Source organism: Pandoraea cepalis (assembly GCF_902459665.1).
GTDB lineage: Bacteria > Pseudomonadota > Gammaproteobacteria > Burkholderiales > Burkholderiaceae > Pandoraea > Pandoraea cepalis.
In genome coordinates this window covers 127,868-149,576 of record NZ_CABPSL010000015.1, presented here as the reverse complement: position 1 = coordinate 149,576, position 21,709 = coordinate 127,868, and the positions used below count along the sequence as shown (strand labels likewise).

The following is a 21,709-nucleotide window of genomic DNA, read 5'->3' as shown; positions in this document are numbered from 1 at the left end:
CAATTCAATAACGGTGTGGCGCCGGCAGTCGCAGAAGAAAAACTTAACGCAGTGTCCGGGATTGGTTGACCACTACAACCTCGCCTGCCCAGTCCGAGATGCTGTCGCTATCCGGTTCGTCAAGCAGGTGCCCCAGACTGGTTCCGAATACCAGTTCAATTCGGTCACGAGAGCGCTCCATAGCGATTCCAGCTCTCCGGAGCGCGACCTCCCCGACATGGACCGCAAGTCGGATCAGCTTCTCCCGGAGTTCGACATTTCCCTCCAGGACTGGATGATGGATTACGCCGGCGAGGTCGTTGCGCAGCTTGAAGCGACCGCGGCTTGCGTCCAGTCCGGAAACGCCACGGATTAGTGCGTCCATGGTCTCGTGTTCGGCCCCAAGTGGGGTGAGCATTGAACAGGATTTCAGGCCAACGGGTTTCATGAATGAATGCATTGCTTCTCCGTGAGCGTCGACATTAATAATTTTGGAGTACAAAATATATTCAACGTCAAATGTCCCCTGCCGGACGTGGACTGCTAACTGACCTGCAGCCGGGCGATCAACGCCTCGATCGTGGCGATTGTCCGAAAATTCTCCGGTGTAAATTCGTCGTCCTCAATGGTGACACTAAAGGAACTTTCGATCTGCTCTTTCAATTCTACAAATCCGATAGAATCAACGCCCAGAACGTCCCGAAGGGAGTCATCGCGACCAATTTCATCCATCGGCGTTTCCACGTATACGTTATTTACGAGGATCTCTTTCAGTTTTTCTTCCACTTTCATTTTTACTCCAATTACGGTTGGTTAAAAAAATAAAGCGATCATTTCGCCAAACAAACACCCCACTACAAGGAGTCAGAATTTGATTTTGTTTTAAGGAAAAAATATGCAGACAGCTTTATCGCAATAACAAGCATGGCAATACACAGAAAAAACAGACTTAATGGATGCGTGATGAATACCGCCAGATTTCCGTTCGACAGATCCATGGCGCGCCTGAGATTCTCCTCCACCATCGGACCAAGCACGTACCCAAGTAAGATCGGCGCAACCGGAAATTGCAAGGCAATTAGAACAATGCCGATGATGCCGAAAATTAGCGTCAAAAATACGTCAAAAAATGAGTTATTAGCGCTGTACACTCCGATTGCGATAAAGACGATCGCCGCCGGATACATGAATCTGTATGGCACCTTAAGAATTTTTACCCATATCCCGATCAATGGAATATTTAGAATTGCGAGTATTATGTTTCCGATAAAAAAGCTGGCGACGAGTCCCCAAAAAATTTCCGGATGCTCCGTGATGAGCTGCGGCCCTGGCTGGATTCCCTGAATCATCAACGCTCCCAAAAGAAGCGCCATGACTGCATCGCCCGGTATACCCAACGTAAGCGTCGGGATGAAGTCCATCTGGGTCTTCGAATGCGACGCAGCCTCGGGGGCTGCGACTCCGCCTATTGCGCCCGAGCCGAATGCATTCCTGAATTTGGATACTCGTTTTTCAATCGCATAGGCAATGAACGTGGTAATGGTCGGTCCGGTACCGGGCATCGCCCCGAACAGTATTCCGATCAGCGTCCCTCTCAAGGTCGGGGCGATCGAGTCTGCGAGATCCCGGGAGCTTGGTCGCAGATCACTCGCACGTATCGTAACCGCCGTTTCAACGAGGTCATTCCTGTTCACCGTTTTCAGAAATTCTGCTACTCCAAATAGGCCTAGTGCCAGAGCAATCAATTCAACCTTGTCAGACAGACCGATGATTCCGAAAGTGAACCGCATGATGCCGCTGGTCACGTCTGTGCCGACGCACCCGATGACGCACCCAAACACTGTCATTGCAAATCCCTTGATTGCGGATCCTCTTGACAAGGTCCCCCCCGCGACTAGACCGAGAAGCATGACGGCGAATAGCTCGACCGGCCCAAACATGAAACTCACTCGGATAAGCAGGGGAGAAGCAACAATCATCACGGCGATTCCCGCAAACGCCGCAAATAGGGATGCTGCCATTGCGATGCCAAGAGCAGCGCCTCCTCGGCCTTTTTTGGTCAGCGGATATCCTTCCAAACACGTCACCGCATGGGGTGGATGACACGGAAGATTCAGAAGAATCGCACCAACGGCTCCACCATACTGCGATCCATAGAATATGCCGGCCAGCATCAGCATCGCCGGGACAGCATGCATTGTGTATGTGAGCGGCAACAACAATGAAATCGCGGATAACGCCCCCATCCCAGGCAATAGCCCGATGAGATTCCCCACGAGCACGCCAACGAATGCCCAACCAATATTCAGAGGCTGAAGCGCAACCGTAAATCCATAAATCAGATTTGCAAGCGTTCCGCTCATTTATTTCCATCCTCCGATAATTGGGAGCTGCAACTTAAGCAGCCACCAGAAAACAATCATACTGAACAGACCCATAAATATCGCAAGGCCGGCCGCGGAGCGGATCGTATTGCGACGGTCTCCCAATGCTGCTATAAAGGCAGAACTTGTCGATCCAATTAGCAATCCTAATTCTCTGGAAAGAAAAATAAATGCCAAAATACTCGCAACAATAGAACATGCACCGCGAACGTCCGGAAACCGACCGCTTTCACCATCGTCAGGCACCGATCTGCCGATGGTCAGCAGGATGATTCCCATTACCGCCAGCGCGGCGCCCAGAAGCATTGGAAAAAAACCGGGACCAATATCCTTGAGCGTACCGATACCATACTTGCGGCTTAAAATCAAAATAGCGATGGCCACAATAAAAAGTAGGAATCCGCCGATCTTGTCAATCCTCTCTTGCTGTTTCATAAAATTATGTAGGGCATATTCGAAGCCGCGTCAAAGATCTTATTTCGACAAGAAATTCTTGACCGTCAGATTGAATTGGTTCGGCTGATCATCGTGCGCATAGTGACCGGCGCCTTCGATAGCTGTGAATTCGACGTTCTTGTTCCGTGCGCACATTTTCTCCGCAAGTTCTGCGGAGATATAATCAGAATGTCCACCCTTGAGCAGCAAGGCGGGGCATGAGATCGCTTCAAAACATGACCAAAGGTCAATGCCTCGGTATGCTGCCGAATCCAGCCGTGCCTGAAGAATGCCGGCGTGATCGTGTTTCCAGGTCCAAATATTTCCAGATTGCCTGAGCATATAAGCAACTCGTTCTTCAATTGCTTCAGGAGTCGTGCCGGGGCGGACCTGTCTGAGATACTCCCTCGCCGCATCGAGGTTTGAAAAACTAAGGGGCGCCGTTACGAGTTCGCGCTTTATTCTCTCGGCTCCCCGACTATCTACGGCGGCGTCCGGGCCGGCTTCTTCGAGAACCACCCGCGTGACGCTACCCGGGTTCCGGGCAGCGAACACAATGGCCACCATCCCGCCCATTGAGTGCCCCAGCAGGCAGAACTGCTCCAGCCCGAGATGCTCGACCAGCCTGCTGAGGTCATCTAGGTAAGTCGGGATGTAGTAATTGTTCCGAGTGTCCCAGTCGGTTTCTCCTCTGCCCCGTTGATCCGGTGCAATCACGCGCCACGTCGGGCCCAGGGAAAGCGCAAGCCGACGGAACGTCGCGCCATATCCGCGAAGTCCATGCAGTGCGACTAGTACATTCGGCCCTTCACCCCATTGCTGGTAATGAAGCCGTATGCCATTGAGGTGCACAAACCGGCCCGTTCGTTGCATATTTTTCCTCTCACGTCCCGGCATCAGGTTATCTTGAGACGATCGCGCATGGCGCGCAGCGCGATGCGCCCCGCCTGGCGAACGTGATGCGTCGATGCTTTCCCTGCTGCTGATTCGTCTCTGGCGTTAATCGCGTCAGTCAACTCCTGCAACTCCGCAAGGGTATCGGCCATTCTTCCCGGCTGGGAGAGCGACAGTCGCCTCAAAATATTTGTGCGGTTATGAATCTGACTCAACATCTTGCGCAGTATTCGGTTCCCACATCCTTCCTTGATGACTTGGTAATATTCAGCACTATGTAAAAGTACTGACTCGATATCCCCTTGCCTACAAGCTGTTTCGATGGCCGCGAATATGACCTTCAGCGAGTTCATCTGTGCCTTGCTCGCCCGCTGGCAGAACGCCACGCACGCGTGCGTTTCTAGCATTCCACGTACTTCGTATATCTCCTCGGCATCTTCGTAGGTCAGCGTCGCCACTACGGGGCCTCGATTCGGCTCGAGTGTTATCAGCCCCTCCGACTCAATCTGGCGGAGCGCCTCTCGCAGCGACGTACGACTCACACCAAACATGTCCGTCAATACCCGCTCTTTCAGTCTCGTTCCGGGCAGAAACGTCCCCCCGACGATCGCATCACGGAGCGCGTCTTCAGTCTTCCGTCGGAGAGGTTCGGCAGTCTTAGTACAGTCCATCATTTCCTTTCACCTCATTTGCACTTAGGCCGCCCAGTCTTGCATGAAGCCGACCTCGAGTCGCGAACGCGCACACGATGACAATCTCATCGGGAGCAGGCGAATCAGCAATGCTCACTGAGAGCGTGTCGTAATGAGAGCGCACATACAACGCGTTCATGTGTGCCAGAGGCACGTCGATACTTGCACCCGCAGAGCTGCGCTTCCCCGTTGACGGGATCCAGGCCTTCGCGCCTCCAAGCCGAGCCCTGATGGGATCGGCGAATCGTGTAGTAATAAACGCATTCCCGTGTTCATATTCGCCCGCAATACCCACAATGCAGGCTTTTCCATAACTCTGGATTTCGGCACCGGCCAGATACTGGTCGAGCTTTTGCACGAATTGCTCACCAAGCCACTCCGAATCGCGGACGACGTCATCGAGATTTTCGACGTATCGGCCGGCATAGGGGTTCGTTACGACAGCAGCAATTCCTAGCTTCTGAAGAGGCTCACCGTCGGCAGCGATCCCGAATTCGTTATGAAGCACCTCCTCTCGGACTAAATGCCACTTTCTGATTTTGATAGTTCCGAAATTTTCCATATTTCTTGAATTTTCAGGTTATTGAATCTCGATATTCGCCACTTTCACCATACGCTTCGCCTGCGAAATCGTTCTCTTGAGCTCACTCCCCATCTGATCCGGACTTGAACCGACCCAGTCAAATCCGTTGGCTGACATCCGCTTCAAGAAGGCAGGGTTCTCGTTCAATGACCGGGCCACTTCTGAGAATATCGTTGCGATTTCGGAAGGAACCCCCTTCGGCCCAAATATTCCGAACCAGCCGTTCAGATCAAGTCCTTTAATCCCACTTTCCTCAAACGTAGGTATCCCGGGGAAGATTGTCGTTCGTGCTGAACCTGTTACGGCAAGAGGTCGAATTTTTCCTGCCCTCACCAAAGCAGCAATGGCACTCGTCGTAACGAATACACTTTGTACGTGATTACCAAGTAAATCCGAAATTGCTTGCCCCGATCCTTTATAGGCAATTTGTGTAATGTGTACACCGGCTTCCGACTGCAGCATCGAGCTGTAAAGGGAGCCCGACGAGCCCACGCCGAATGTCCCGCAACTGAGCGGACTCTTCCTGGCTTCCTCGATGAATGACGCAAGGGTGCTGATTTTTGATTCGGCGCGGACTGCCAGCACATTGGCCGACTTTGATAGGAGCGTTATTGGCGAGAGATCGTCGATCGGATTCAAATCCGATCTGACCAACATCGGGCCGATAGCCAGAGTGCTGCTGGTTCCGAGCAACAGCGCGCTGCCGTCGTTTCGCTCCTGCGAGATGAGCCTTTCTGCAACCAACCCGTTTGCACCAGGACGGTTCAGAACGACGATTGAGCTATCTGCGAGCACGGCGGCCGTTGCCTGGACAAAGTCGCGTGCCACTTGATCGGCGCCCCCACCAGGGAGAAACGGTACGGTCAGCGTTATGGTTCGCGGCAACGAGGCGCGATTTTGTGAAGATGCAAATGCCTTTTGTCTCAGCGCGAGACCAGACAACACCAATGCACCGAGCGTTCTTCCGAAGTGCCGCTTATCCATTATTAGACTCTCTTAGTACTTTCGTTAGCCGGTCTCCGTGACAGCCGGGGCTTTCGTACTACGATGTTGAAATTTGTATCAAATGTATAGTACGAAAAATAAGTTATCAAGATTTTTTGTATTATCGTTTACCAGCGGCCGACTACGGTCGCGGGGGTGCCACTGGTAATCCTCCCGTCCAGCAAGCGGGATCAGAAGTAGAATTTGCAGCAAAGGGAGCTCTACGCAATGACGAAGTCGACGTTCACGGATAGCCGGATCATGGATGCGCTCAAGCGCTCGGAATCTGGCGTGGCGGCGCCGGTGAATGCGGTGTGGTCGATGGATTTTATGCACGACCTGTTGAAGGATGGCCGCAGTATCCGGTTGTTCAACGTGATCGATGACTTCAACCGCCGAGCATTGGGAATCGAGATCGACTTCTCGTTGCCCTCTGCGCGTGTCATTCGAGCCGTGGCGCAGATCATCGGCTGGCGGGGCAAGCCGATGGCGATACGGTGTGACAACGACCCGGAGTACCTGAGTGAGACGATCACGCAATGGGCCGGGCAGCGCGGTATCGCGTTGAACTATAGTTGGCGGCGTAACGCCGAAACAGCGGCTCATGGCCGCGGCATAGTCTCTACTTCTGACTCGCGTTAAAAGCGGCGGGATTACCGGACCACCTCGCCGGCGGATTGCGTTAATGAGGCGCTGGCGCAACCGGCGCTACGCGCTGGCATACCGCCTCACAACGCCCCGTCCCCCGCATCTCCTTTAGCGATCGTCGTCCTCGACATGGTCGCCGCTCGCCGGCGCAGACTCGCGTTGGACGGCTTGTCGCTTGCATTTGACGTGGTAGGCCGTCAGCACTGCATGCGCCACCATGTCCAGCGCGGGGCGCGTCTCGCCGTTCTTGTCAGTCCATACCTTCGGCGTGAGCGCACCAGATAGAGCAACAGAATCCCCGTCATCCAGCGCTAACAGTGCGGCCCGCGCATCGTCAGCAAAGGCAATCACGTTCACGAACAGGGACTCGCCGTCGCCCCCGGCAGCGAGAACCTTCGCAGTGACATATGCCGTGCCGCCTTGCCCTTTACGCTCCGCGGGCGTTCCGTAAACCTTCCCACCAATCAGACCATCAATCATCTTTCACCTCGCTATCACGCGCGACTACCGCTCACGTTTCAATTAAACCCTCGAACGACGAACCATACCCGTTCCACACGCCGGCGTGTTGGATACCCGTGAAGCAACCGCCTGATGTACAGGACAAACTCTCGCCCTTGAACCAACGGGTAGGCATAAGACCGTGGAGTACAAGATTCTCCGGGACACCATCGATATGGCCAAGGAGCACATGGTTAGCCGTGACGTGATGCGCGCTGGGGTGGAAAATCTCTTCGGTGCCGGACGCATCCGCCGCAACGGCGCGTCGGTCAACGGACGGTTATCGTGGTCCGTCCCGGCGGCATAGGTGATAACCGCATCCTCGATGTCGCTCATCGGAGGGGATCTACGTTTCGTCGTACTTTCGTACCTCGCGACGGTCACACGTTCGCGCGCGGCGCTCAGTGGGGAACGCAGGCGCGCGCGGCGGCACCTCGCCGCCGGTCTGCGCCTGCCCCACAGACCTATATTGACTCTGCCCCTACCGCAGCCGCCCCGCGATCCGCAGCGCCCTCGTTGACCAGCGCCAGCAATTCGCCGGACGTGCGCACGTCCGCAAACCACAACACCCTGTTGCACAGCGTCGCGTTGTGCTCGTCGTCGGTGCGGGCTGCATTCGCGTCGGCGACGAAGTGGACCTTGTAGTCGAGCATCATCGCATCGCGGGCAGTCGATTCGCAGCAGACGTTCGTCACCGTGCCAGTCACGATCACGGTGTCGATGGCGCGCGCGGCAAGGCCTTGATGCAGTTCACATTCGGCACGATCTTGCGCGCCATCGGCAATTCGCCGGGAAAGCCTGGGGCGACAAAGCCGTTCTGCAGGTCGATGATGTTAAACGCGGCGCCGACAAGATCGCATCCCTGGCGTGGGGATGATTTTCTCAGGCATCGCTCGGCCATGAGCGGCGAAGACCGACTATGCGGATCGTCTCGGACGCGCCCCACCCTGCGATGAGCCCACGGCACCGGTCTGACGGCTCTCGATGACATCCCGCGTGCGCTGTGAAATCCGCGACGCGGCCTCCTTGATCGATTCAACAAGCCGGTCGAGATTGGCGAACTGCAGACGCGGCGTCGGCACGATCACCGCGAGCGCGCCGACCGCCTCCCCTGAGTCGTCGGTAAACAGCGGCGACGCCAGCGCCGAAATCCCGACTTCGAGTTCGTCTTTCGAGAGATAAAAGCCTGCGCGCCGAATCCTGAGCAGCGATCCGCGGAAGTCCTCGAGCGTCGTACCGAGTCCGCTCTGCGCGATGTCCTCGGCATATTGCTCGAACAACCCCGCGAGCTTGGCCTTGGGGAAGGTCGACAGGATCGCCTTCGACGCGGCACCGAGAAAAAGCGGACGTGGACGCCCGCGGCCGTATCGGAGGTCAAGCGATGCGTCGTGCGTCTCTCGATGGGTGTCGACAAGCTCGTTCCCGTACCACCGAGACATCACGGTGTCGAAGCCCGAATGCTCGCTCAGCTCGCGCATGATCGGCCGGCCGACGGCAAGCAGCGGATCGGACACGCGCAAGTGATAGTCGAGCTTGATGATGCGAGGCCCAAGCCCATAGTCCCCTCCTGCAAAACGCACGAGCAAGCCCGCATCGACCAGCTCTCGCACATAGCGGTAAGCCGTCGGAATCGAGCAATCGAGTTCGGCGCCAACGTCTTCGGCGGACAGGAATAGCTTGTCCTCGGAAAAAAGATCGAGGATGGATAAGACTCTCGTGATGCTCGACATCTGGACAGTGAACCCTGTGGACGTGCGTGAATTATAGCCAGAGCGAGCGGCCGCCTGGTCGGCCCATTTGCACATGCAAAGCGCGCGCGAGGGTCGGACACTCCCCGCAGCATCACGCGAAGCCCGACCCCGATTCAAGCGACGACGCATTGCCCCCTGCTTTTCGTCACCCGATCACACAAGCCCCATGCGTTCCGCCATCTCCGCCTGCCAGACGCTTCGAGGCCGGAAACCAGGCAGGGTGCGCGCATGGCGCTCGACATCCGCCATCAGTTCGGCGTCCGGCCGGTCAAAGTCGACCGGCACACGCATCGGCTGGTCAACGTACCACGGCGTATCGATGAACAGTTCCAGCCGGTTGCCCTCCGGATCTCGCGCATAGATCGACACCGCATTACCGTGGGTCACGGGGCGGATCTCGTCGAGCCCCTCCGCCACAAACTTTTGGTGGAACTGCCTGAGCGTGGCAAGACTGTCCGCCTCCAGCGAGATCTGGTTGATCGGATTGAACGCCAGATGCGCCGGGCGCCCGCTCGCAAGCACGATCTGGTGGTGTACCGCCGGATCGCGACTCAGAAATACCAACCGCACTTCGCCACTCGGCGTCTGCAACTTGCCACGATCCGTCACGGTGAACTCCAACACCCGCGAATAGAAATCCTCGACCCGCGCCATGTCGTTCACATAGAACCCCATGTGACTCAACGAGAGACCCTGCCGCTTCTGCTTCATCCCTTCCATGCCTGTCTCCGATAGTGATAAACCCTAACGAAAAACACGTTGTGTCATTCGTTAAATCTAGTTTATTCTCAAAATACGATAAACACACTACTTTTTTACGGCGGTGTGCGGATCAAAACTACCGTTATTTATCATCGGAGCATCAATGAAACTCGTCAGCTTCTCCACCTCTCAGGGTCCTTCGTTCGGCGTGGTTCGCGACGACGTCATCTTCGACCTGGGCAAGCGCCTTGATGGGCGCTTCGCGGACCTCAAGGCGCTGATTGCCGCCGACGCCTTCAGGGAAGCGGCTCAGGCCATCGAAGGTGCGCAGGCCGACTACGCGCTCGCAGACGTGACGCTGCTGCCGGTCATCCCCAATCCTGAGCAGATCTTCTGCGTCGGCCTGAATTACGCCGAGCACGTCAAGGAAACGCATCGCGAAGTGACCGAACAGCCCGTGATTTTCATGCGGCTACCCGCCTCCCAGGTCGGCCACGCTCAGCCGATGCTGCGCCCGCCCGAGTCCCAGCAGTTCGACTACGAGGGCGAGATCGCGGTCATCATCGGCCACGGCGGACGGCGCATCGCCGAAGCCGACGCCTGGCAACACATCGCGGGCTACGCCTGCTACAACGACGGCTCCGTGCGTGACTGGCAGCGTCACACGACGCAATGGGGGCCGGGCAAGAACTTCTATCGCACCGGCGCGTTCGGGCCGTGGATGGTCACGCGCGACGAGATCGCGCCGAACGCGCTGATGACGCTCGTCACCCGCCTGAATGGGCAGGAGGTGCAGCGGGCAACCACGGAGATGCTCATCCACGGCATCGCCAAGCAGATTGCCTATCTCTCGACGTTCACACCGCTTTTCGCCGGCGACGTGATCGTGACCGGCACGCCGGGCGGCGTGGGTGCAAAACGTAACCCGCCGCTGTTCATGAAACCGGGCGACGTGGTCGAAGTGGAAGTGGATCGCATTGGCGTGCTGCGCAATTCGATTGCCGACGAGGCGTAAGGGTCGTGGCCGGGTGCGGCAGCGGCACGCCGCGCCCGGTGTCTGAACAGCGGGAAACGAACATGTCAAATCAAACTATTCCAACGCCTACATGCGACTACGATGTCGCGATCATCGGCCTCGGCCCCACCGGCGCCACATTGGGTAATCTGCTTGCGATCCAGGGGTTGCGGGTGCTGGTGCTGGAGCGCGACAAAGACATCTTTGCGCTGCCCCGCGCGGTGCATTTCGATGGCGAATGCATGCGCGTGTTCCAGACGATCGGGATTGCAGATGCGCTGCTCCCCAACCTGTTCGTCGGCCCGGGAATGAAGTTCGTGAACGCGCAAGGCCAATTGCTGATCGACTGGCCACGTCCGACCCACATTGGCCCGCACGGCTGGTGTGCCAGCTACAAATTCCACCAGCCCGATCTGGAGAATGCATTGCGCGAGCGCCTCGCGCAGCAACCCAACGTTGAAGTCCGTCTGCGTCATGAGGTGTTTTCCCTCGATGAGACAGCCGACGGCGTTCAAGTCCGCTTCGAGGACACGCGTTGCGGCAAACTGGGACGCGCCACCGCACGATATGTCGTCGGGTGCGACGGCGCGCGCTCCATTGCGCGGCGCTTCATGGGCACCGAGCTGACGGATCTGAAATCGCACGAACGCTGGGTCGTGGTAGACGTGGTGCTCAATGCGCCACGGCCTGAACTGGGCGACGTCTCGATTCAGTATTGCGATCCGGCGCGGCCGACCACTTATACGCGAGGCCCGGGCAACCGTCGTCGTTGGGAAATCATGGTGATGCCTGGCGACGATTCGACGCAACTCACGACCCCGGAATGGCTCTGGGACAAGCTCGCTCGCTGGATCTCCCCCGCCGATGCACGGCTCGAGCGCTCAGCCGTCTACACGTTTCACTCCGTCGTTGCCAACGGGTGGCGTCGTGGCCGGTTGCTGCTGGCGGGAGACGCCGCGCATCAAACGCCGCCCTTCATGGGCCAAGGCATGGCCGCCGGCATTCGTGACGCGTCGAATCTCGCATGGAAACTGGGGGCCGTGCTTCGCGGTGAAGCCTGCGACACGCTTCTCGATACCTATGAATCGGAACGCTCGCCGCACGTACGCGAATTCATCGAGACCGCCGTCCAGCTCGGCGCGGTCATTCAGACCACTCACCCTGAGCTTGCGAACGCGCGCGACGACGAGATGGCCACAGCGATCCGCAATTTCGTCACGCCGCAACCAAAGCTTGGGCCGGGGGAGTGGGTGGACGACCCTTCGGGCACTGCGGGACAGATTGCTCCGCAGCCTCGCCTGAACGACGGACGGCGGCTTGACGACGTCGTCGGTTACCGATTCGCACTGGTTGCCTTGCCGGAGTTGCTCAGCGAGTGCCCGGATCTGCCGGATCAGGCGGCCCGCGCGGATGTCGAACTGATCGCAAGCGACGAAGCCTCGATCCGCGAGTGGTTCAGGTCAACCGGCGCCGTCGCCCAATTGGTGCGCCCGGACCGCTACGTATTCGGTGTCGCGCCTGACAGGCATGCCCTGGCACAACTGTTTGAAGAGACACTGACTCATCGGCGCACGGCAAACGCCTGATCGGCCGCCATCGCGCACACATACCCCTCGTTGGACAAAGAAGCCAACCCTTTCTGGAGACGTCATGGAGACAACCCGCAACCCTGTCGGCGAACTTGGCCGCTCACCCTCCGCCGGCCTGACACGGTCCCAATGGAAGATGATCCTCATCGCGAGCCTGGGCGGCTCACTGGAGTTTTACGACTTCATTGTGTACGGCTTTTTTGCGCAGTACATCGCCGCGCAGTTCTTTCCGAACGCGTCGGCGCTGTTGAGCATGCTCGCCGCCTACTCCGTGCTGGCCATCGGCTATGTGATTCGACCGCTCGGCGGCATCGTGCTGAGTAGCTGGGGAGATCGTTATGGCCGCCGGCCGGTCTTTCTCGGCTCCATCGTTGTCGTGACCACCGCGACGATTTGCCTGGGTCTGCTGCCGAACTATGCGCACTGGGGGATCACCGCATCGATCCTGCTGATCGTCCTGCGCATGCTTCAGGGGTTCTGTGTCGGCGGGGAAATGCCCGGCGCCATTACGTACGCCGTGGAAGCCGCGCCGCATCGCGCCGGCCTGGCTGCCGGCGTCATCATCTGCGCGGTGAACGTGGGCGTGTTGCTTGCGACCATCGTCAATCTCGTCATCCAGAGTTCCCTGTCGAGCGCGGATGCCGCGGCGTATGGCTGGCGCGTCGCCTTTTTGTTCGGCGGCCTGTGCGGCATCGTGTCCTACTGGATGCGACGCAACCTCGACGAGTCGCCGGAGTTCAAGAAGATGCAAGGGGCCGTCATCAAGCAACCGTTTCGCGAAACGCTTCGGCACCACGGTAAATCGGTCGCCGCTGCCGCGCTTACGATCGCGGTCATGGCCGGTGTCAATGGCATCCTGTACGGACACATGCCGGCTTACCTCGTGCAACAACTTCACTATGCGCCCCGGACGGCGGCGATCGCCCAGAACGCCTATCTGATCGTCAGTTCGTTTGGCCTGCTCGCCGCGGGCTGGCTTGGCGACAAGGTGCCGCGCCGGTATCTTCTGCGTGCGTCGGCGGCGTTGCTGGTGGTATTGAGTTACCCGTTCTATTACGCGCTGGTCGGCCACACCGTGAATCTGGTGACCCTGTTCATCCTCGCGGGAGTGGTCTTCTCGCTCGCCAGCGGTACGTGGGCGTCCGTGCTTGCCGATCAGTTCCCGGTGCAGGTGAGGTTCAGCGGCATCGCACTTTCGTATAACGCCTCCGTCCTCGTCTTCAGCGGTTTCGCGCCGTTGCTGGCGACCATGCTGATCCGCGAGACCGGCTCACTGGCCGCACCGGCGTACTTCGTGATCGGCGCCTGCGCGATCGCGTTGCTCGCGAGCTTTGCCCTGCCCGCCAGCCGATCGACATCGCCACGCGCATTGCCGACGGACCGGCGCGGCGCCGAACCATCGCGCTGAACCTGCACCGCCGCACCGCCACGAGTACGGCGAAAGTCACTGATTGTGACTTTCGCCGCCTGCACTCGCTCAGTCCGCGTGAGCGCGATCGAACGCCCACACTTCGGGGAAGCCCATCAACTCGCACATTTGCGAGAACGGATACAGGGCGTTATCCATGCTCATCGTGCCCTTGCCGGCCTTGATCTGCGCGTACGCGTGCTCAAGGGCGCGCGCGGCGGCCAGGAAGCCCGTCGCCGGATAGATCGCAATGGAGAACCCCAGCGACTGCAATTGCGCCGGCGACAACTGCGGTGTGCGTCCGCCCTCGACGATATTGCACAGCAACGGCACATCGAAGGACTTGCCGATCGTCTCCAGCTCCTCCACGCTCTCGGGCGACTCGATGAACAGGACATCTGCGCCCGCCTTCACATAGGCCTCGCCTCGGCGCAATGCCTCGTCCAATCCGAGCGATGTGCGGGCATCGGTACGCGCCACGATCTGGAAGTTCGCGTCGTCGCGCGTCTGCGCCGCGACCTGGATCTTCTTGACCATATCGCCGGCCGGAATCACGCGGCGACCCGGCGTGTGGCCGCACTTCTTCGGAAATTCCTGGTCTTCAAGCTGAATCCCTGCCGCCCCCGCCCGCTCGTAGCCACGCACTGTGTGCATGACATTGAGCAATCCACCGTAACCGGTGTCGCCATCGCAGATCAACGGCGTGCGGCTGTTGCCGCAGAACGCCGTCACACGATTGACCATGTCGGTATAGGTTGCCAGGCCGGCATCGGGCACGCCCAGATACGAGGCCACCGTACCGAAACCGGTCATGTAGAGGCAGTCGAACTGCATCGCGTCAGCCATGGCGACCGAGATCATGTCGTAAATCCCCGGCGCGACCACAATGTCTTGCCGAGCCAGTTTCGCTTTGAGTTGACTACGTTTTTCTTGGGCGTTCATCACAATTCCAATAAGTCGGTGAAGCAAGATTTCCGACGCGCGGGGCGCTCGACCCACGCGTCGTTTCGAATCCGGACGCCGTATTGCGCCAGACGTCAGCGTTGCGATTTCCCGGAGAATTCCGACTCACCGAGACCGGCCGTTCCAAGCCCGCCCGCGTTCGGTGCGATGTCCTCCAACGAGCGGCGGTTGGTCTCGATGCCGAACAGCGCAAGCACGATCGACATGGCCGCCAGCACGCACGCAATCGTCGTGAGAACCTGCTGGATGCCGCCGGACGCGTAGAGTGCGACGACCATCTGCGGCGCGAGAATCCCGGCGATCCGGCCGGCACAGCCCGCCACGCCATTGCCGCGCATGCGGTTCTCCGTCGCGAACAGTTCGGGACAATAGGTCGCGATACCCAGCGCCACCATCAGATAGGTCAGCGTGAACAGCAGGAAGCCGAGCGCGGTTGCCATCTCCACGCTGCTCGAGTGGCCATAGGCCCACCCCACCACCGCCGCGAGTGCCGACACCGCGATCATGCCGTTCTTGCGACCGATCCGGTCGGCCACGAGCACGCCCACCAGCGCGCCCGCCGGACCGCCGAGCGACATCAACGTGGTATAGCCGAGCGACGACGCCATGCCGATCCCCTGCTTCATCAGGAACGTCGGCACCCAGACAATGAAACCGTAGATCACCACGTTGACACCGATCTGCACGCAGATCGCCACCACCGTTCGACGAATCTGCGAAGGTGTAAACAAGTCCAGCAGCGTGGTGGGTCGCGTGACGACCGGCGGCATCTGGCGCACCGGGGGCAATACGCCGCCGCGCGCCGACTCGGCTTCGGCCGCACGCAGGATCGCGTCGGCCTCGTCGAAACGTCCCTTCGATTCCAGCCAGCGCGGCGACTCGGGCATCTTGGCGCGCACGAACCACATGACCAACGCGCCCACGCCCACGATCGCGAACATCGCGCGCCAGCCCATCGAGGGAATGATCAGATAACCGAGGAACGTCGAGAAGAACAACGCCGAATTCGTGATCAGCGACAGGTACGCTGACCACTTGCCGCGCACCGCGGGCGGCACGAATTCACCGAGCGAGCCGTAGCCAACCACGATCTCAGCGCCAAGCCCAAGCCCCATGAAGAAGCGACAGACGATCAGCCACGTCATGTTGGGCGCGAATGCACCGGCGAGCGACGCCAGACCAAAGATCGCCAGGTTGAACTGATAGGTGAACTTGCGCCCCTTTCGGTCGCCCAGCACACCCGCCGTCAACGCCCCGAGCAGCATGCCGACGAAGGTCGCCGACAGAAACGTGGCGTTGAGCTGCATCGTCGACCATCCGCTCTTGGCCAGGGCCCCCAGCACGCCGCCGGCCAGATAGATGTCGAAGGAATCGAGGAACATGCCGCCCCCGATCAGCCACAGGATCCGGCGATGGAACCCAGAAATGGGCAGCCGGTCCAGCCGGGGCCCCGCGTTTATCGAACTCAACATGCGCTGTCTCCTCCGTCGTCATCGACGTGATGTTTTCGGGTACTGCTGATGGAACCGGCTAATTCCCTGCCAACCCGGGCGCGACGGTGTCGCCCGCCGGCGTGCGTGACGCACGGCCCAGCACCACGCTCTGTGCCGCCGCGATATGGCAGCGCACGATCGCCTCGGCCCAGACGCCGTTGCGCTGTGCAAACGCGTCGACAATTTCGAGGTGCTGTCGTGCGCTGCGCTCGCGGTCTTCGGGGTTGTAGGTGTCGAACGTCCACTTGACGAGTGGCGTCTCTTTCATCGATTTGAGCGAGCGGTCGAGGCGGCCGTTGCCCGCGCCGCCGCTGATGATCGCGTGGAAGGCATCGTTAAGCGCAAACCAGCGTTCGGTCAGCGCCGCCGTCGGCGGCTCGCGCGCAATGTCGAACATCGTCACGGCCAGTTCGCGCAGCCGAGCGACATCGTCGTCGGTCGCCCGTTGCGCCGCACGCCCCGCCAGATACGGCTCGATCAGCAACCGAGCCTCGAAAATCTCGCGCGCGTCCTGCTCGGTCCACGCCCGCACACGTACGCCGTAGTTGGGCACCGCTTCGACCCAGCCCTCCGCATCAAGCCGGCGCAAGGCCTCGCGCACCGGCGTGCGGCTCACGCCGAAGCGCTCCGCCAGTTGGGTCTCACGCAGATACTGCCCCGCGGCGTACTCATGTTCGGCCAACGAGGTCTTGATGGCCAGGTAGACATCGGCCGAGGACAGGGTGAGCGGCGCAGACGACATTGTATGCAATGTTTTAATATTTACGAGATTACCCACTAACATCAGGCGAATTTTGTAAACATTGTATGCAATGTCGCGAATCGCTGGATCGGTAATTCCCCCTAGACAGGCCCACGGGGCGACAACGATGGCTTCGCTGCGCCCTTTTCAGGTTCCCGCGCCGCCGCGGACGCGGCGGCACGCGATGGCGACGCCGTTCAGGCCTTTGGGCGACGCAAATCGAACATCGGTCCGATCTCTGCATAGTCGCCGAGATAACCCGCGCGCATCACCGGATGCGCCTTCGCCGTATCGAAGATGCCGTCTTCGCGCAGATACTCGCGGCGGATGTGCACGCCGACGACCTGCCCCAGGGCGAGCCAGTTGTCCATCGGCTTGCCGTCGAGATTGTGCAGGCGCACGATCTGCAGCAACTTGCATTCGAGCGAGGCGGGCGACTCGGCCACATGCGGTACGTCCACATTGACGCCGGAGGCCTTCGTCAGCCCTGCCAGTTCGAACTCGTCGACGTCGTGCGGCACGGGGGCCGACGTTCGGTTCATCTGCGCGACGAGCGACTTGCTCGTGAAATTCCAGACGAACTCGCGCGTGGCTTCGATGTTGGCAATCGAGTCTTTGTAGCCCTCGCTGCAAAAGCCGACGATCGGCGGGAACGTCGCAAAAGCGCCGAAGAAGCTGTAGGGCGCGAGGTTGACCCGGCCGTGCGCATCGCTGCTGGAGATCCAGCCGATGACGCGCGGCGCGACAATCGCCTTGAACGGATCGTGAGACAGACCGTGACCCTTGGCCGGGTCATAGAAGTGAACGTCGTTGGACATGAGGCAGTGAAGATCCACGTGAATGAATGCCCCACACGATATCGCATTGCCACAGACCGCAGGTCAACAGCCAGCCAAAGATTCACCAGACGAAACAATCATTCCGACAGTCAAAACACTCCACGCTTCAGGCAACCGCCTCACCTACGCCCCGAATGCCGCATGAATAAAGGCTTGCGGCGCCGCCCGGGCGGTCTCCGGCGAGATTCACCGATTTATGCGACGATTGCCCGTGTTGCGTCGCGCAAGGCGACGCGTTTTTCATTGCGCGCGCCACCACCGCGCAGACAGACCATGCCCGCCACACTCAAGATCGATTTTGTCTCCGATGTCGCCTGTCCCTGGTGCGCCATCGGCCTCGCCTCATTGAAGACGGCCCTCGGCCGTCTGGGCGACGAGGTCGACGCCGACCTACATTTCAGCCCCTTCGAACTCAATCCCGACATGCCGGTCGATGGCGTTCCGCTCGCCGATTACATGTCGCGCAAGTACGGCCTGTCGCCGGAACAGTTGGCACAGAATCAGGCCAACATTGGCGCGCGGGCGGCGGCCGAAGGGTTCCCGATGCGCATGGACCTGCGCACGCACGCCTACAACACGTTCGACGCGCATCGTCTGCTGCACTGGGCACAGACCGTCGGCAACGACACGCAGCTCGCCCTGAAGGAAGCGCTGTTGCGCGCCTACTTCGTCGAGGGCAAGCGCACGAGCGACCCGGAAGTGCTCGTCGACGCCGCGCGGCAAGCCGGCCTCGACACGGCGCGTGCGCGCGAGATTCTCGCCTCCGACGAGTATGCGGAGCAGGTGCGCGCGCTTGAGCGCCACTACCAGAATCTCGGCATCCAGTCGGTGCCGGCGATCATCTTCAACAACCGCCATCTCGTGAGCGGCGGACAACCGCCGGAAGTGTTCGAACAGGCCATTCGTCAGATTCTGGCCGAGGGCTGATCCGTCATGTCGTCCCTGCCCCCGATCGCCGATACCGCGGCGGCCAGCGCCCCAGCGGCGGCGCACACGCACGAGCCGCCCGCCACCGGGCGCGGCCTTGCCATGACGGCGATTCTGCTCGCCGTCTCGCTCGCCAGTCTCGACACGGCGATCGCCAACACGGCCCTGCCGCAGATGGCACTCGATCTAAAAACGACGCCGTCGGCATCGGTCTGGATCGTGAACGCGTACCAATTGGCGATGGTGGCGACCCTGCTTCCCTTCGCTTCGCTCGGCGAGCGCGTCGGCCACAAACGCGTCTTCATGTCGGGCGTGGTGGTGTTTCTCGTGGCGTCGCTGCTGTGCGCCCTGTCGCCGACGCTCGGCTTTCTCGCAGGCGCTCGCGTCTTGCAGGGCGTGGGGGCTGCTGCGGTCATGAGCGTGAACATCGCGCTTATCCGGTTCCTGTATCCGGCGCATCAACTTGGGCGCGGTGTGGGCCTGAACGCGCTGATCGTCGGTATTTCGTTCGCCATCGGGCCAACGTTGGCGTCGCTCGTCCTCGCGTTCGGGAGCTGGCCGTGGCTGTTCCTGATCAACGTGCCGACGGCGTTGCTGGCGCTGGCGTTCTCGCGCCGCAACCTGCCTGACACACCGCGCAGCGCGCACAAGCCGGACATGATCGCCGCGTTGCTCAATGTGGCGACGTTTGCGCTGCTGATTTTCGCGCTGAGTCAGAGTGCACAACGGGCCGATTGGCGTCTGACGGTGACGTGCTTCGTGGGCGCGATTGTGTTTGGCTGGGCCCTGATTCGCCGTGAGCGTGGCCATCGCGCGCCGATGCTGCCGGTCGACTTGCTGCGTCTGCCCGCCTTTGCGCTCTCTACGCTCACGGCCATCTGTGCGTTTGCGACGCAGGGGCTGGGACTCGTGTCGTTACCGTTCTATTTCGAGAACGTGCTGCATCGCAGTCCTATCGAGACAGGTTTTCTGATGACGCCCTGGCCGTTTTTCGTGGCCGCGATTGCACCCTTGGCGGGACGCTTGTCCGACCGTTATCCGCCCGGCGCGCTGGGCGCGATTGGCCTGGCAATGCTGAGCGCGGGCATGGGGTTGCTGGCGATCATGCCCGAACACGCGCAGCTGTGGGATATCGGCTGGCGGATGGCGTTGTGCGGTCTGGGGTTTGGTTTCTTCCAGTCGCCGAATCTGAAGGCGTTCATGCACAGCGCACCGCCGGAGCGCAGTGGCGGGGCAAGCGGCATGGTGGGAACGTCGCGACTGCTGGGGCAAGCGACGGGCGCCGCGCTCGTGGCCCTGGCGTTGGGCATCGCTGGCGCCCAGGGTTCGTTGTGGGCGTTGGCATGGGGTGCGGCATTCTCGGCCGCAGGCTGTCTTGCGAGCGGGTTGCGCTTGGTGCGCAGTCGGGCTTGATCGCGAACAGGGGAAATACGCCAGGGAACCGACGTGTTCCCCCAAGGCGATTCAGGAGGACGATTCAGGAGGACGATTCGGTGACGCGTCGTTTGACCTTGATGTCCGCCACCGGGATCACCGCGGCCACCGCATCCCCGAGCAAGCGACGTAACTCGGCGGGTTGGCCGACCAGATCGGCCAACGTGTAGCGGTCTAGCACCGCAAAGTAGGTGCGCAATGCCTCGCCCAGCACGCCGCGCAGGTTGCACGCCGACGTGATGACACAGGCGTTATCGCCTTGGTGGAAGCACTCGACCATCGCGAAGTCGGGCTCCATCGCCCGCACCACTTCGCCAAGCCCGATGCGCTCCGGTGCGCGTCCCAGTCGAATCCCGCCCGAGCGCCCGCGCACCGTGTGCAAGTAGCCCAGTTGGCCGAGCTTCTGCACGATCTTCACGAGGTGGTTCTTGGGGATGTCGAACGCATCGGCCACGGCCTGCACGTGCACCAACTCGTCGGGGTGAACCGCGACGTAGATCAGAGTGCGCAAACTGTAATCGGTGTGGTCGGTGAGTCGCATTCGACGGGGGAAGCGCTGCAGGAACGGGTCAGGCGGCACCGGGTGCCGCCTGCAACTATCGCGAACCAGTTTAACATGGCTTTCATAGGCATCTTATGCTGCGCCGAAGCCCTGAGACCCCGTCGTGCCAGCCCACATCGGCAGGCACTCATGGGACATCGCCCCACCGGCCCCCTCGCCCCTACCCTTCGGCCCCGCTGGTGAGCGCCGCCGGGCGAGCGCCGAAGCCGCGGCGCCCCCGCCAGCGCTGCTGCCAGACGAGCCATTCTCCCACGAGACCACGGCGAAACAAGAGTACGCAGAGCACGAAAATCCCCCCCGTCACCACGCTCACCATCGAGCCCAATCCGGAGAATGCCTGCCACCCGGTCGCTTGCACCAGCCAGTTGCCGATGTCCCCGAGCTTCGTCTCCAACGAGACGATGAGCAGCGCCCCCGCCACCGGGCCGAAGCGCGTGCCCATACCGCCGACGAGCGTCATCAGAATGACCGATCCCGAGAGCGACCAATGCACGTCAGAGAGCGTGGCAAACCCGAGCACGAGCGTTTTGAGGGCACCGGCAAGGCCGGCGATCGCCGCCGAGAGAACGAACGCCAGTAGTTTGAAACGCGCGGCCTCGTAGCCAAGAGAGATGGCACGCGGCTCATTTTCCTTGATCGCCGCCAGCACACGTCCGAAGGGCGACGCGATGATTCGCGAGATCAGCGCGAACGTGGCGGCTACCACGCCCAGCACCACGTAATAGAGCGTGATGTCATGGTCCAGCGACAGGCCGAAAAGTACCTGACGAGGCACGCCCTGCAATCCATCCTCACCGCCCGTGAACGGCGCTTGCAGGCAAAAGAAATAAAACATCTGAGCGAAGGCGAGCGTAATCATGGCGAAGTAGATGCCCTGCCGCCGGATCGCGAACAAGCCGAAAATCAGCCCGAACACAGCGCCGGTCGCGACCCCGGTCAGCACGCCCACGAGCGGCGTCGCTGCCAGATCCCGCATGACGTAACCGGCGAAGTACGCCGCCCCGCCGAAAAACGCGGCGTGACCAAACGACAGCAGCCCCGTATAGCCGAGCACCAGGTTGAGCGAGCATGCAAACAGCGCAAAGCACAGGACTTTCATCGCGAACACGGGATACACCCCGAGGGCCGGCAGCGCGGCCAGTATCACGAGCAACACAAGATCGAAACGGTATTGACGCATCATC

General features: G+C 60.2%; 24 protein-coding genes and 2 pseudogenes. 8 read left to right on the top strand and 18 right to left on the bottom strand.

All coding sequences use genetic code 11. From position 1 onward, the window contains the following. A partial coding sequence (locus tag PCE31106_RS24175) for a hypothetical protein (RefSeq protein WP_217425915.1) occupies nucleotides 1–355 on the top strand: 355 nt, incomplete at its 5' end. Nucleotides 356–522: 167 nt separating this feature from the next. Here PCE31106_RS24175 and amcB read toward each other — a convergent pair. The 8 genes and pseudogenes from amcB to PCE31106_RS17800 form a co-directional block, all read right to left on the bottom strand. Next, the gene (amcB, locus tag PCE31106_RS17830) at nucleotides 523–771 is read right to left on the bottom strand and encodes a cispentacin biosynthesis acyl carrier protein AmcB (RefSeq protein WP_150564209.1); all 249 of its coding nucleotides are present in this window, start codon (nucleotides 769–771) and stop codon (nucleotides 523–525) included. 62 nt (nucleotides 772–833) lie between these two features. Beyond that, nucleotides 834–2,342: a tripartite tricarboxylate transporter permease gene (locus PCE31106_RS17825; RefSeq protein WP_150564208.1), complete on the bottom strand. Its 1,509-nt coding sequence runs from the start codon at nucleotides 2,340–2,342 to the stop codon at nucleotides 834–836. Continuing rightward, nucleotides 2,343–2,798, bottom strand: a complete 456-nt coding sequence (locus PCE31106_RS17820) for a tripartite tricarboxylate transporter TctB family protein (protein WP_150564207.1) — start codon at nucleotides 2,796–2,798, stop codon at nucleotides 2,343–2,345. A 39-nt stretch (nucleotides 2,799–2,837) separates the two neighbouring features. After that, nucleotides 2,838–3,671, bottom strand: a complete 834-nt coding sequence (locus tag PCE31106_RS17815) for an alpha/beta fold hydrolase (protein WP_150564206.1) — start codon at nucleotides 3,669–3,671, stop codon at nucleotides 2,838–2,840. 23 nt (nucleotides 3,672–3,694) lie between these two features. Continuing rightward, entirely contained in the window at nucleotides 3,695–4,150 is a 456-nt protein-coding gene (locus PCE31106_RS17810) for a GntR family transcriptional regulator (protein ID WP_254441161.1), read from the bottom strand. A 9-nt stretch (nucleotides 4,151–4,159) separates the two neighbouring features. Further along, nucleotides 4,160–4,363 (bottom strand): annotated as a pseudogene (locus PCE31106_RS24365) (GntR family transcriptional regulator); the annotation flags it as partial. Then, nucleotides 4,350–4,946: an amino acid synthesis family protein gene (locus PCE31106_RS17805; protein ID WP_150564205.1), complete on the bottom strand. Its 597-nt coding sequence runs from the start codon at nucleotides 4,944–4,946 to the stop codon at nucleotides 4,350–4,352. The pseudogene PCE31106_RS24365 and the gene PCE31106_RS17805, both read right to left, overlap by 14 nt. 18 nt (nucleotides 4,947–4,964) lie before the next feature. Then, complete coding sequence (locus PCE31106_RS17800) at nucleotides 4,965–5,951, bottom strand: tripartite tricarboxylate transporter substrate binding protein (RefSeq protein ID WP_150564204.1); 987 nt, start codon at nucleotides 5,949–5,951, stop codon at nucleotides 4,965–4,967. A 306-nt stretch (nucleotides 5,952–6,257) separates the two neighbouring features. On the opposite strand from PCE31106_RS17800, the pseudogene PCE31106_RS17795 reads away from it, so the two are divergent. Then, a pseudogene (locus tag PCE31106_RS17795) lies at nucleotides 6,258–6,524 on the top strand (DDE-type integrase/transposase/recombinase); the annotation flags it as partial. 183 nt (nucleotides 6,525–6,707) lie between these two features. Here PCE31106_RS17795 and PCE31106_RS17790 read toward each other — a convergent pair. Beyond that, the gene (locus tag PCE31106_RS17790; RefSeq protein ID WP_150564203.1) at nucleotides 6,708–7,079 is read right to left on the bottom strand and encodes a single-stranded DNA-binding protein; all 372 of its coding nucleotides are present in this window, start codon (nucleotides 7,077–7,079) and stop codon (nucleotides 6,708–6,710) included. Between the two features lie 163 nt (nucleotides 7,080–7,242). On the opposite strand from PCE31106_RS17790, the gene PCE31106_RS24040 reads away from it, so the two are divergent. Then, on the top strand, nucleotides 7,243–7,407 hold the full coding sequence (locus PCE31106_RS24040; RefSeq protein ID WP_174975255.1) for a hypothetical protein: 165 nt from the start codon (nucleotides 7,243–7,245) through the stop codon (nucleotides 7,405–7,407). Between the two features lie 157 nt (nucleotides 7,408–7,564). Here PCE31106_RS24040 and PCE31106_RS17785 read toward each other — a convergent pair whose 3' ends face one another. From PCE31106_RS17785 to PCE31106_RS17775, 3 genes are all read right to left on the bottom strand, one after another. Further along, complete coding sequence (locus PCE31106_RS17785) at nucleotides 7,565–7,849, bottom strand: isochorismatase family protein (protein WP_302476059.1); 285 nt, start codon at nucleotides 7,847–7,849, stop codon at nucleotides 7,565–7,567. Nucleotides 7,850–8,017: 168 nt separating this feature from the next. Further along, nucleotides 8,018–8,830, bottom strand: a complete 813-nt coding sequence (locus tag PCE31106_RS17780; RefSeq protein WP_150564201.1) for an IclR family transcriptional regulator — start codon at nucleotides 8,828–8,830, stop codon at nucleotides 8,018–8,020. A 174-nt stretch (nucleotides 8,831–9,004) separates the two neighbouring features. After that, nucleotides 9,005–9,571 (bottom strand): VOC family protein, encoded by a 567-nt coding sequence (locus PCE31106_RS17775; protein WP_150564200.1) that lies wholly within the window; start codon nucleotides 9,569–9,571, stop codon nucleotides 9,005–9,007. Nucleotides 9,572–9,716: 145 nt separating this feature from the next. Here PCE31106_RS17775 and PCE31106_RS17770 point away from each other — a divergent pair, with 145 nt between their 5' ends. The 3 genes from PCE31106_RS17770 to PCE31106_RS17760 all read left to right on the top strand — a co-directional run bounded on the left by PCE31106_RS17770 (nucleotide 9,717) and on the right by PCE31106_RS17760 (nucleotide 13,565). Further along, a complete protein-coding gene (locus tag PCE31106_RS17770; protein WP_150564199.1) occupies nucleotides 9,717–10,568 on the top strand; it encodes a fumarylacetoacetate hydrolase family protein in 852 nt (283 codons plus the stop codon). A 62-nt stretch (nucleotides 10,569–10,630) separates the two neighbouring features. Next, nucleotides 10,631–12,154 (top strand): bifunctional 3-(3-hydroxy-phenyl)propionate/3-hydroxycinnamic acid hydroxylase MhpA, encoded by a 1,524-nt coding sequence (gene mhpA / locus PCE31106_RS17765; protein WP_150564198.1) that lies wholly within the window; start codon nucleotides 10,631–10,633, stop codon nucleotides 12,152–12,154. A 64-nt stretch (nucleotides 12,155–12,218) separates the two neighbouring features. Continuing rightward, nucleotides 12,219–13,565 carry an MFS transporter gene (locus PCE31106_RS17760; protein ID WP_150564197.1) on the top strand — a complete coding sequence of 449 codons (1,347 nt, stop codon included), beginning with the start codon at nucleotides 12,219–12,221 and terminating at the stop codon, nucleotides 13,563–13,565. Between the two features lie 69 nt (nucleotides 13,566–13,634). On the opposite strand, the gene PCE31106_RS17755 is transcribed toward PCE31106_RS17760, so the two are convergent. The 4 genes from PCE31106_RS17755 to PCE31106_RS17740 all read right to left on the bottom strand — a co-directional run bounded on the left by PCE31106_RS17755 (nucleotide 13,635) and on the right by PCE31106_RS17740 (nucleotide 17,581). Then, nucleotides 13,635–14,507: an isocitrate lyase/PEP mutase family protein gene (locus PCE31106_RS17755; RefSeq protein ID WP_017232402.1), complete on the bottom strand. Its 873-nt coding sequence runs from the start codon at nucleotides 14,505–14,507 to the stop codon at nucleotides 13,635–13,637. Between the two features lie 95 nt (nucleotides 14,508–14,602). Then, a complete protein-coding gene (locus PCE31106_RS17750; RefSeq protein ID WP_017232403.1) occupies nucleotides 14,603–16,000 on the bottom strand; it encodes an MFS transporter in 1,398 nt (465 codons plus the stop codon). A 58-nt stretch (nucleotides 16,001–16,058) separates the two neighbouring features. Beyond that, nucleotides 16,059–16,763, bottom strand: coding sequence for a GntR family transcriptional regulator (locus tag PCE31106_RS17745; RefSeq protein WP_150564196.1), 705 nt, complete (start codon nucleotides 16,761–16,763; stop codon nucleotides 16,059–16,061). A gap of 197 nt (nucleotides 16,764–16,960) precedes the next feature. Then, nucleotides 16,961–17,581 carry a flavin reductase family protein gene (locus tag PCE31106_RS17740; protein WP_150564195.1) on the bottom strand — a complete coding sequence of 207 codons (621 nt, stop codon included), beginning with the start codon at nucleotides 17,579–17,581 and terminating at the stop codon, nucleotides 16,961–16,963. 294 nt (nucleotides 17,582–17,875) lie between these two features. Between PCE31106_RS17740 and PCE31106_RS17735 the strand changes: the two genes are divergently transcribed. Both PCE31106_RS17735 and PCE31106_RS17730 read left to right on the top strand, forming a co-directional pair. Next, a complete protein-coding gene (locus PCE31106_RS17735; RefSeq protein WP_026131677.1) occupies nucleotides 17,876–18,529 on the top strand; it encodes a DsbA family oxidoreductase in 654 nt (217 codons plus the stop codon). Between the two features lie 6 nt (nucleotides 18,530–18,535). Next, on the top strand, nucleotides 18,536–19,942 hold the full coding sequence (locus tag PCE31106_RS17730; protein WP_150564194.1) for an MFS transporter: 1,407 nt from the start codon (nucleotides 18,536–18,538) through the stop codon (nucleotides 19,940–19,942). A gap of 64 nt (nucleotides 19,943–20,006) precedes the next feature. On the opposite strand, the gene PCE31106_RS17725 is transcribed toward PCE31106_RS17730, so the two are convergent. Both PCE31106_RS17725 and PCE31106_RS17720 read right to left on the bottom strand, forming a co-directional pair. Next, nucleotides 20,007–20,504 carry an Rrf2 family transcriptional regulator gene (locus PCE31106_RS17725; protein WP_130025443.1) on the bottom strand — a complete coding sequence of 166 codons (498 nt, stop codon included), beginning with the start codon at nucleotides 20,502–20,504 and terminating at the stop codon, nucleotides 20,007–20,009. Between the two features lie 181 nt (nucleotides 20,505–20,685). Beyond that, nucleotides 20,686–21,708, bottom strand: coding sequence for a branched-chain amino acid ABC transporter permease (locus tag PCE31106_RS17720; protein WP_254441154.1), 1,023 nt, complete (start codon nucleotides 21,706–21,708; stop codon nucleotides 20,686–20,688). Nucleotide 21,709: the final 1 nt, after the last annotated feature.

What these genes read in the sequence shown, in the direction of transcription:
- amcB (WP_150564209.1), bottom strand. Translation starts at nt 771, where the DNA reads ATGAAAGTGGAAGAAAAACTGAAAGAGATCCTCGTAAATAACGTATAC.
- PCE31106_RS17825 (WP_150564208.1), bottom strand. Translation starts at nt 2,342, where the DNA reads ATGAGCGGAACGCTTGCAAATCTGATTTATGGATTTACGGTTGCGCTT.
- PCE31106_RS17820 (WP_150564207.1), bottom strand. Translation starts at nt 2,798, where the DNA reads ATGAAACAGCAAGAGAGGATTGACAAGATCGGCGGATTCCTACTTTTT.
- PCE31106_RS17815 (WP_150564206.1), bottom strand. Translation starts at nt 3,671, where the DNA reads ATGCAACGAACGGGCCGGTTTGTGCACCTCAATGGCATACGGCTTCAT.
- PCE31106_RS17805 (WP_150564205.1), bottom strand. Translation starts at nt 4,946, where the DNA reads ATGGAAAATTTCGGAACTATCAAAATCAGAAAGTGGCATTTAGTCCGA.
- PCE31106_RS17800 (WP_150564204.1), bottom strand. Translation starts at nt 5,951, where the DNA reads ATGGATAAGCGGCACTTCGGAAGAACGCTCGGTGCATTGGTGTTGTCT.
- PCE31106_RS17790 (WP_150564203.1), bottom strand. Translation starts at nt 7,079, where the DNA reads ATGATTGATGGTCTGATTGGTGGGAAGGTTTACGGAACGCCCGCGGAG.
- PCE31106_RS17780 (WP_150564201.1), bottom strand. Translation starts at nt 8,830, where the DNA reads ATGTCGAGCATCACGAGAGTCTTATCCATCCTCGATCTTTTTTCCGAG.
- PCE31106_RS17775 (WP_150564200.1), bottom strand. Translation starts at nt 9,571, where the DNA reads ATGGAAGGGATGAAGCAGAAGCGGCAGGGTCTCTCGTTGAGTCACATG.
- PCE31106_RS17770 (WP_150564199.1), top strand. Translation starts at nt 9,717, where the DNA reads ATGAAACTCGTCAGCTTCTCCACCTCTCAGGGTCCTTCGTTCGGCGTG.
- mhpA (WP_150564198.1), top strand. Translation starts at nt 10,631, where the DNA reads ATGTCAAATCAAACTATTCCAACGCCTACATGCGACTACGATGTCGCG.
- PCE31106_RS17760 (WP_150564197.1), top strand. Translation starts at nt 12,219, where the DNA reads ATGGAGACAACCCGCAACCCTGTCGGCGAACTTGGCCGCTCACCCTCC.
- PCE31106_RS17755 (WP_017232402.1), bottom strand. Translation starts at nt 14,507, where the DNA reads ATGAACGCCCAAGAAAAACGTAGTCAACTCAAAGCGAAACTGGCTCGG.
- PCE31106_RS17750 (WP_017232403.1), bottom strand. Translation starts at nt 16,000, where the DNA reads ATGTTGAGTTCGATAAACGCGGGGCCCCGGCTGGACCGGCTGCCCATT.
- PCE31106_RS17745 (WP_150564196.1), bottom strand. Translation starts at nt 16,763, where the DNA reads ATGTCGTCTGCGCCGCTCACCCTGTCCTCGGCCGATGTCTACCTGGCC.
- PCE31106_RS17740 (WP_150564195.1), bottom strand. Translation starts at nt 17,581, where the DNA reads ATGTCCAACGACGTTCACTTCTATGACCCGGCCAAGGGTCACGGTCTG.
- PCE31106_RS17735 (WP_026131677.1), top strand. Translation starts at nt 17,876, where the DNA reads ATGCCCGCCACACTCAAGATCGATTTTGTCTCCGATGTCGCCTGTCCC.
- PCE31106_RS17730 (WP_150564194.1), top strand. Translation starts at nt 18,536, where the DNA reads ATGTCGTCCCTGCCCCCGATCGCCGATACCGCGGCGGCCAGCGCCCCA.
- PCE31106_RS17725 (WP_130025443.1), bottom strand. Translation starts at nt 20,504, where the DNA reads ATGCGACTCACCGACCACACCGATTACAGTTTGCGCACTCTGATCTAC.
- PCE31106_RS17720 (WP_254441154.1), bottom strand. Translation starts at nt 21,708, where the DNA reads ATGATGCGTCAATACCGTTTCGATCTTGTGTTGCTCGTGATACTGGCC.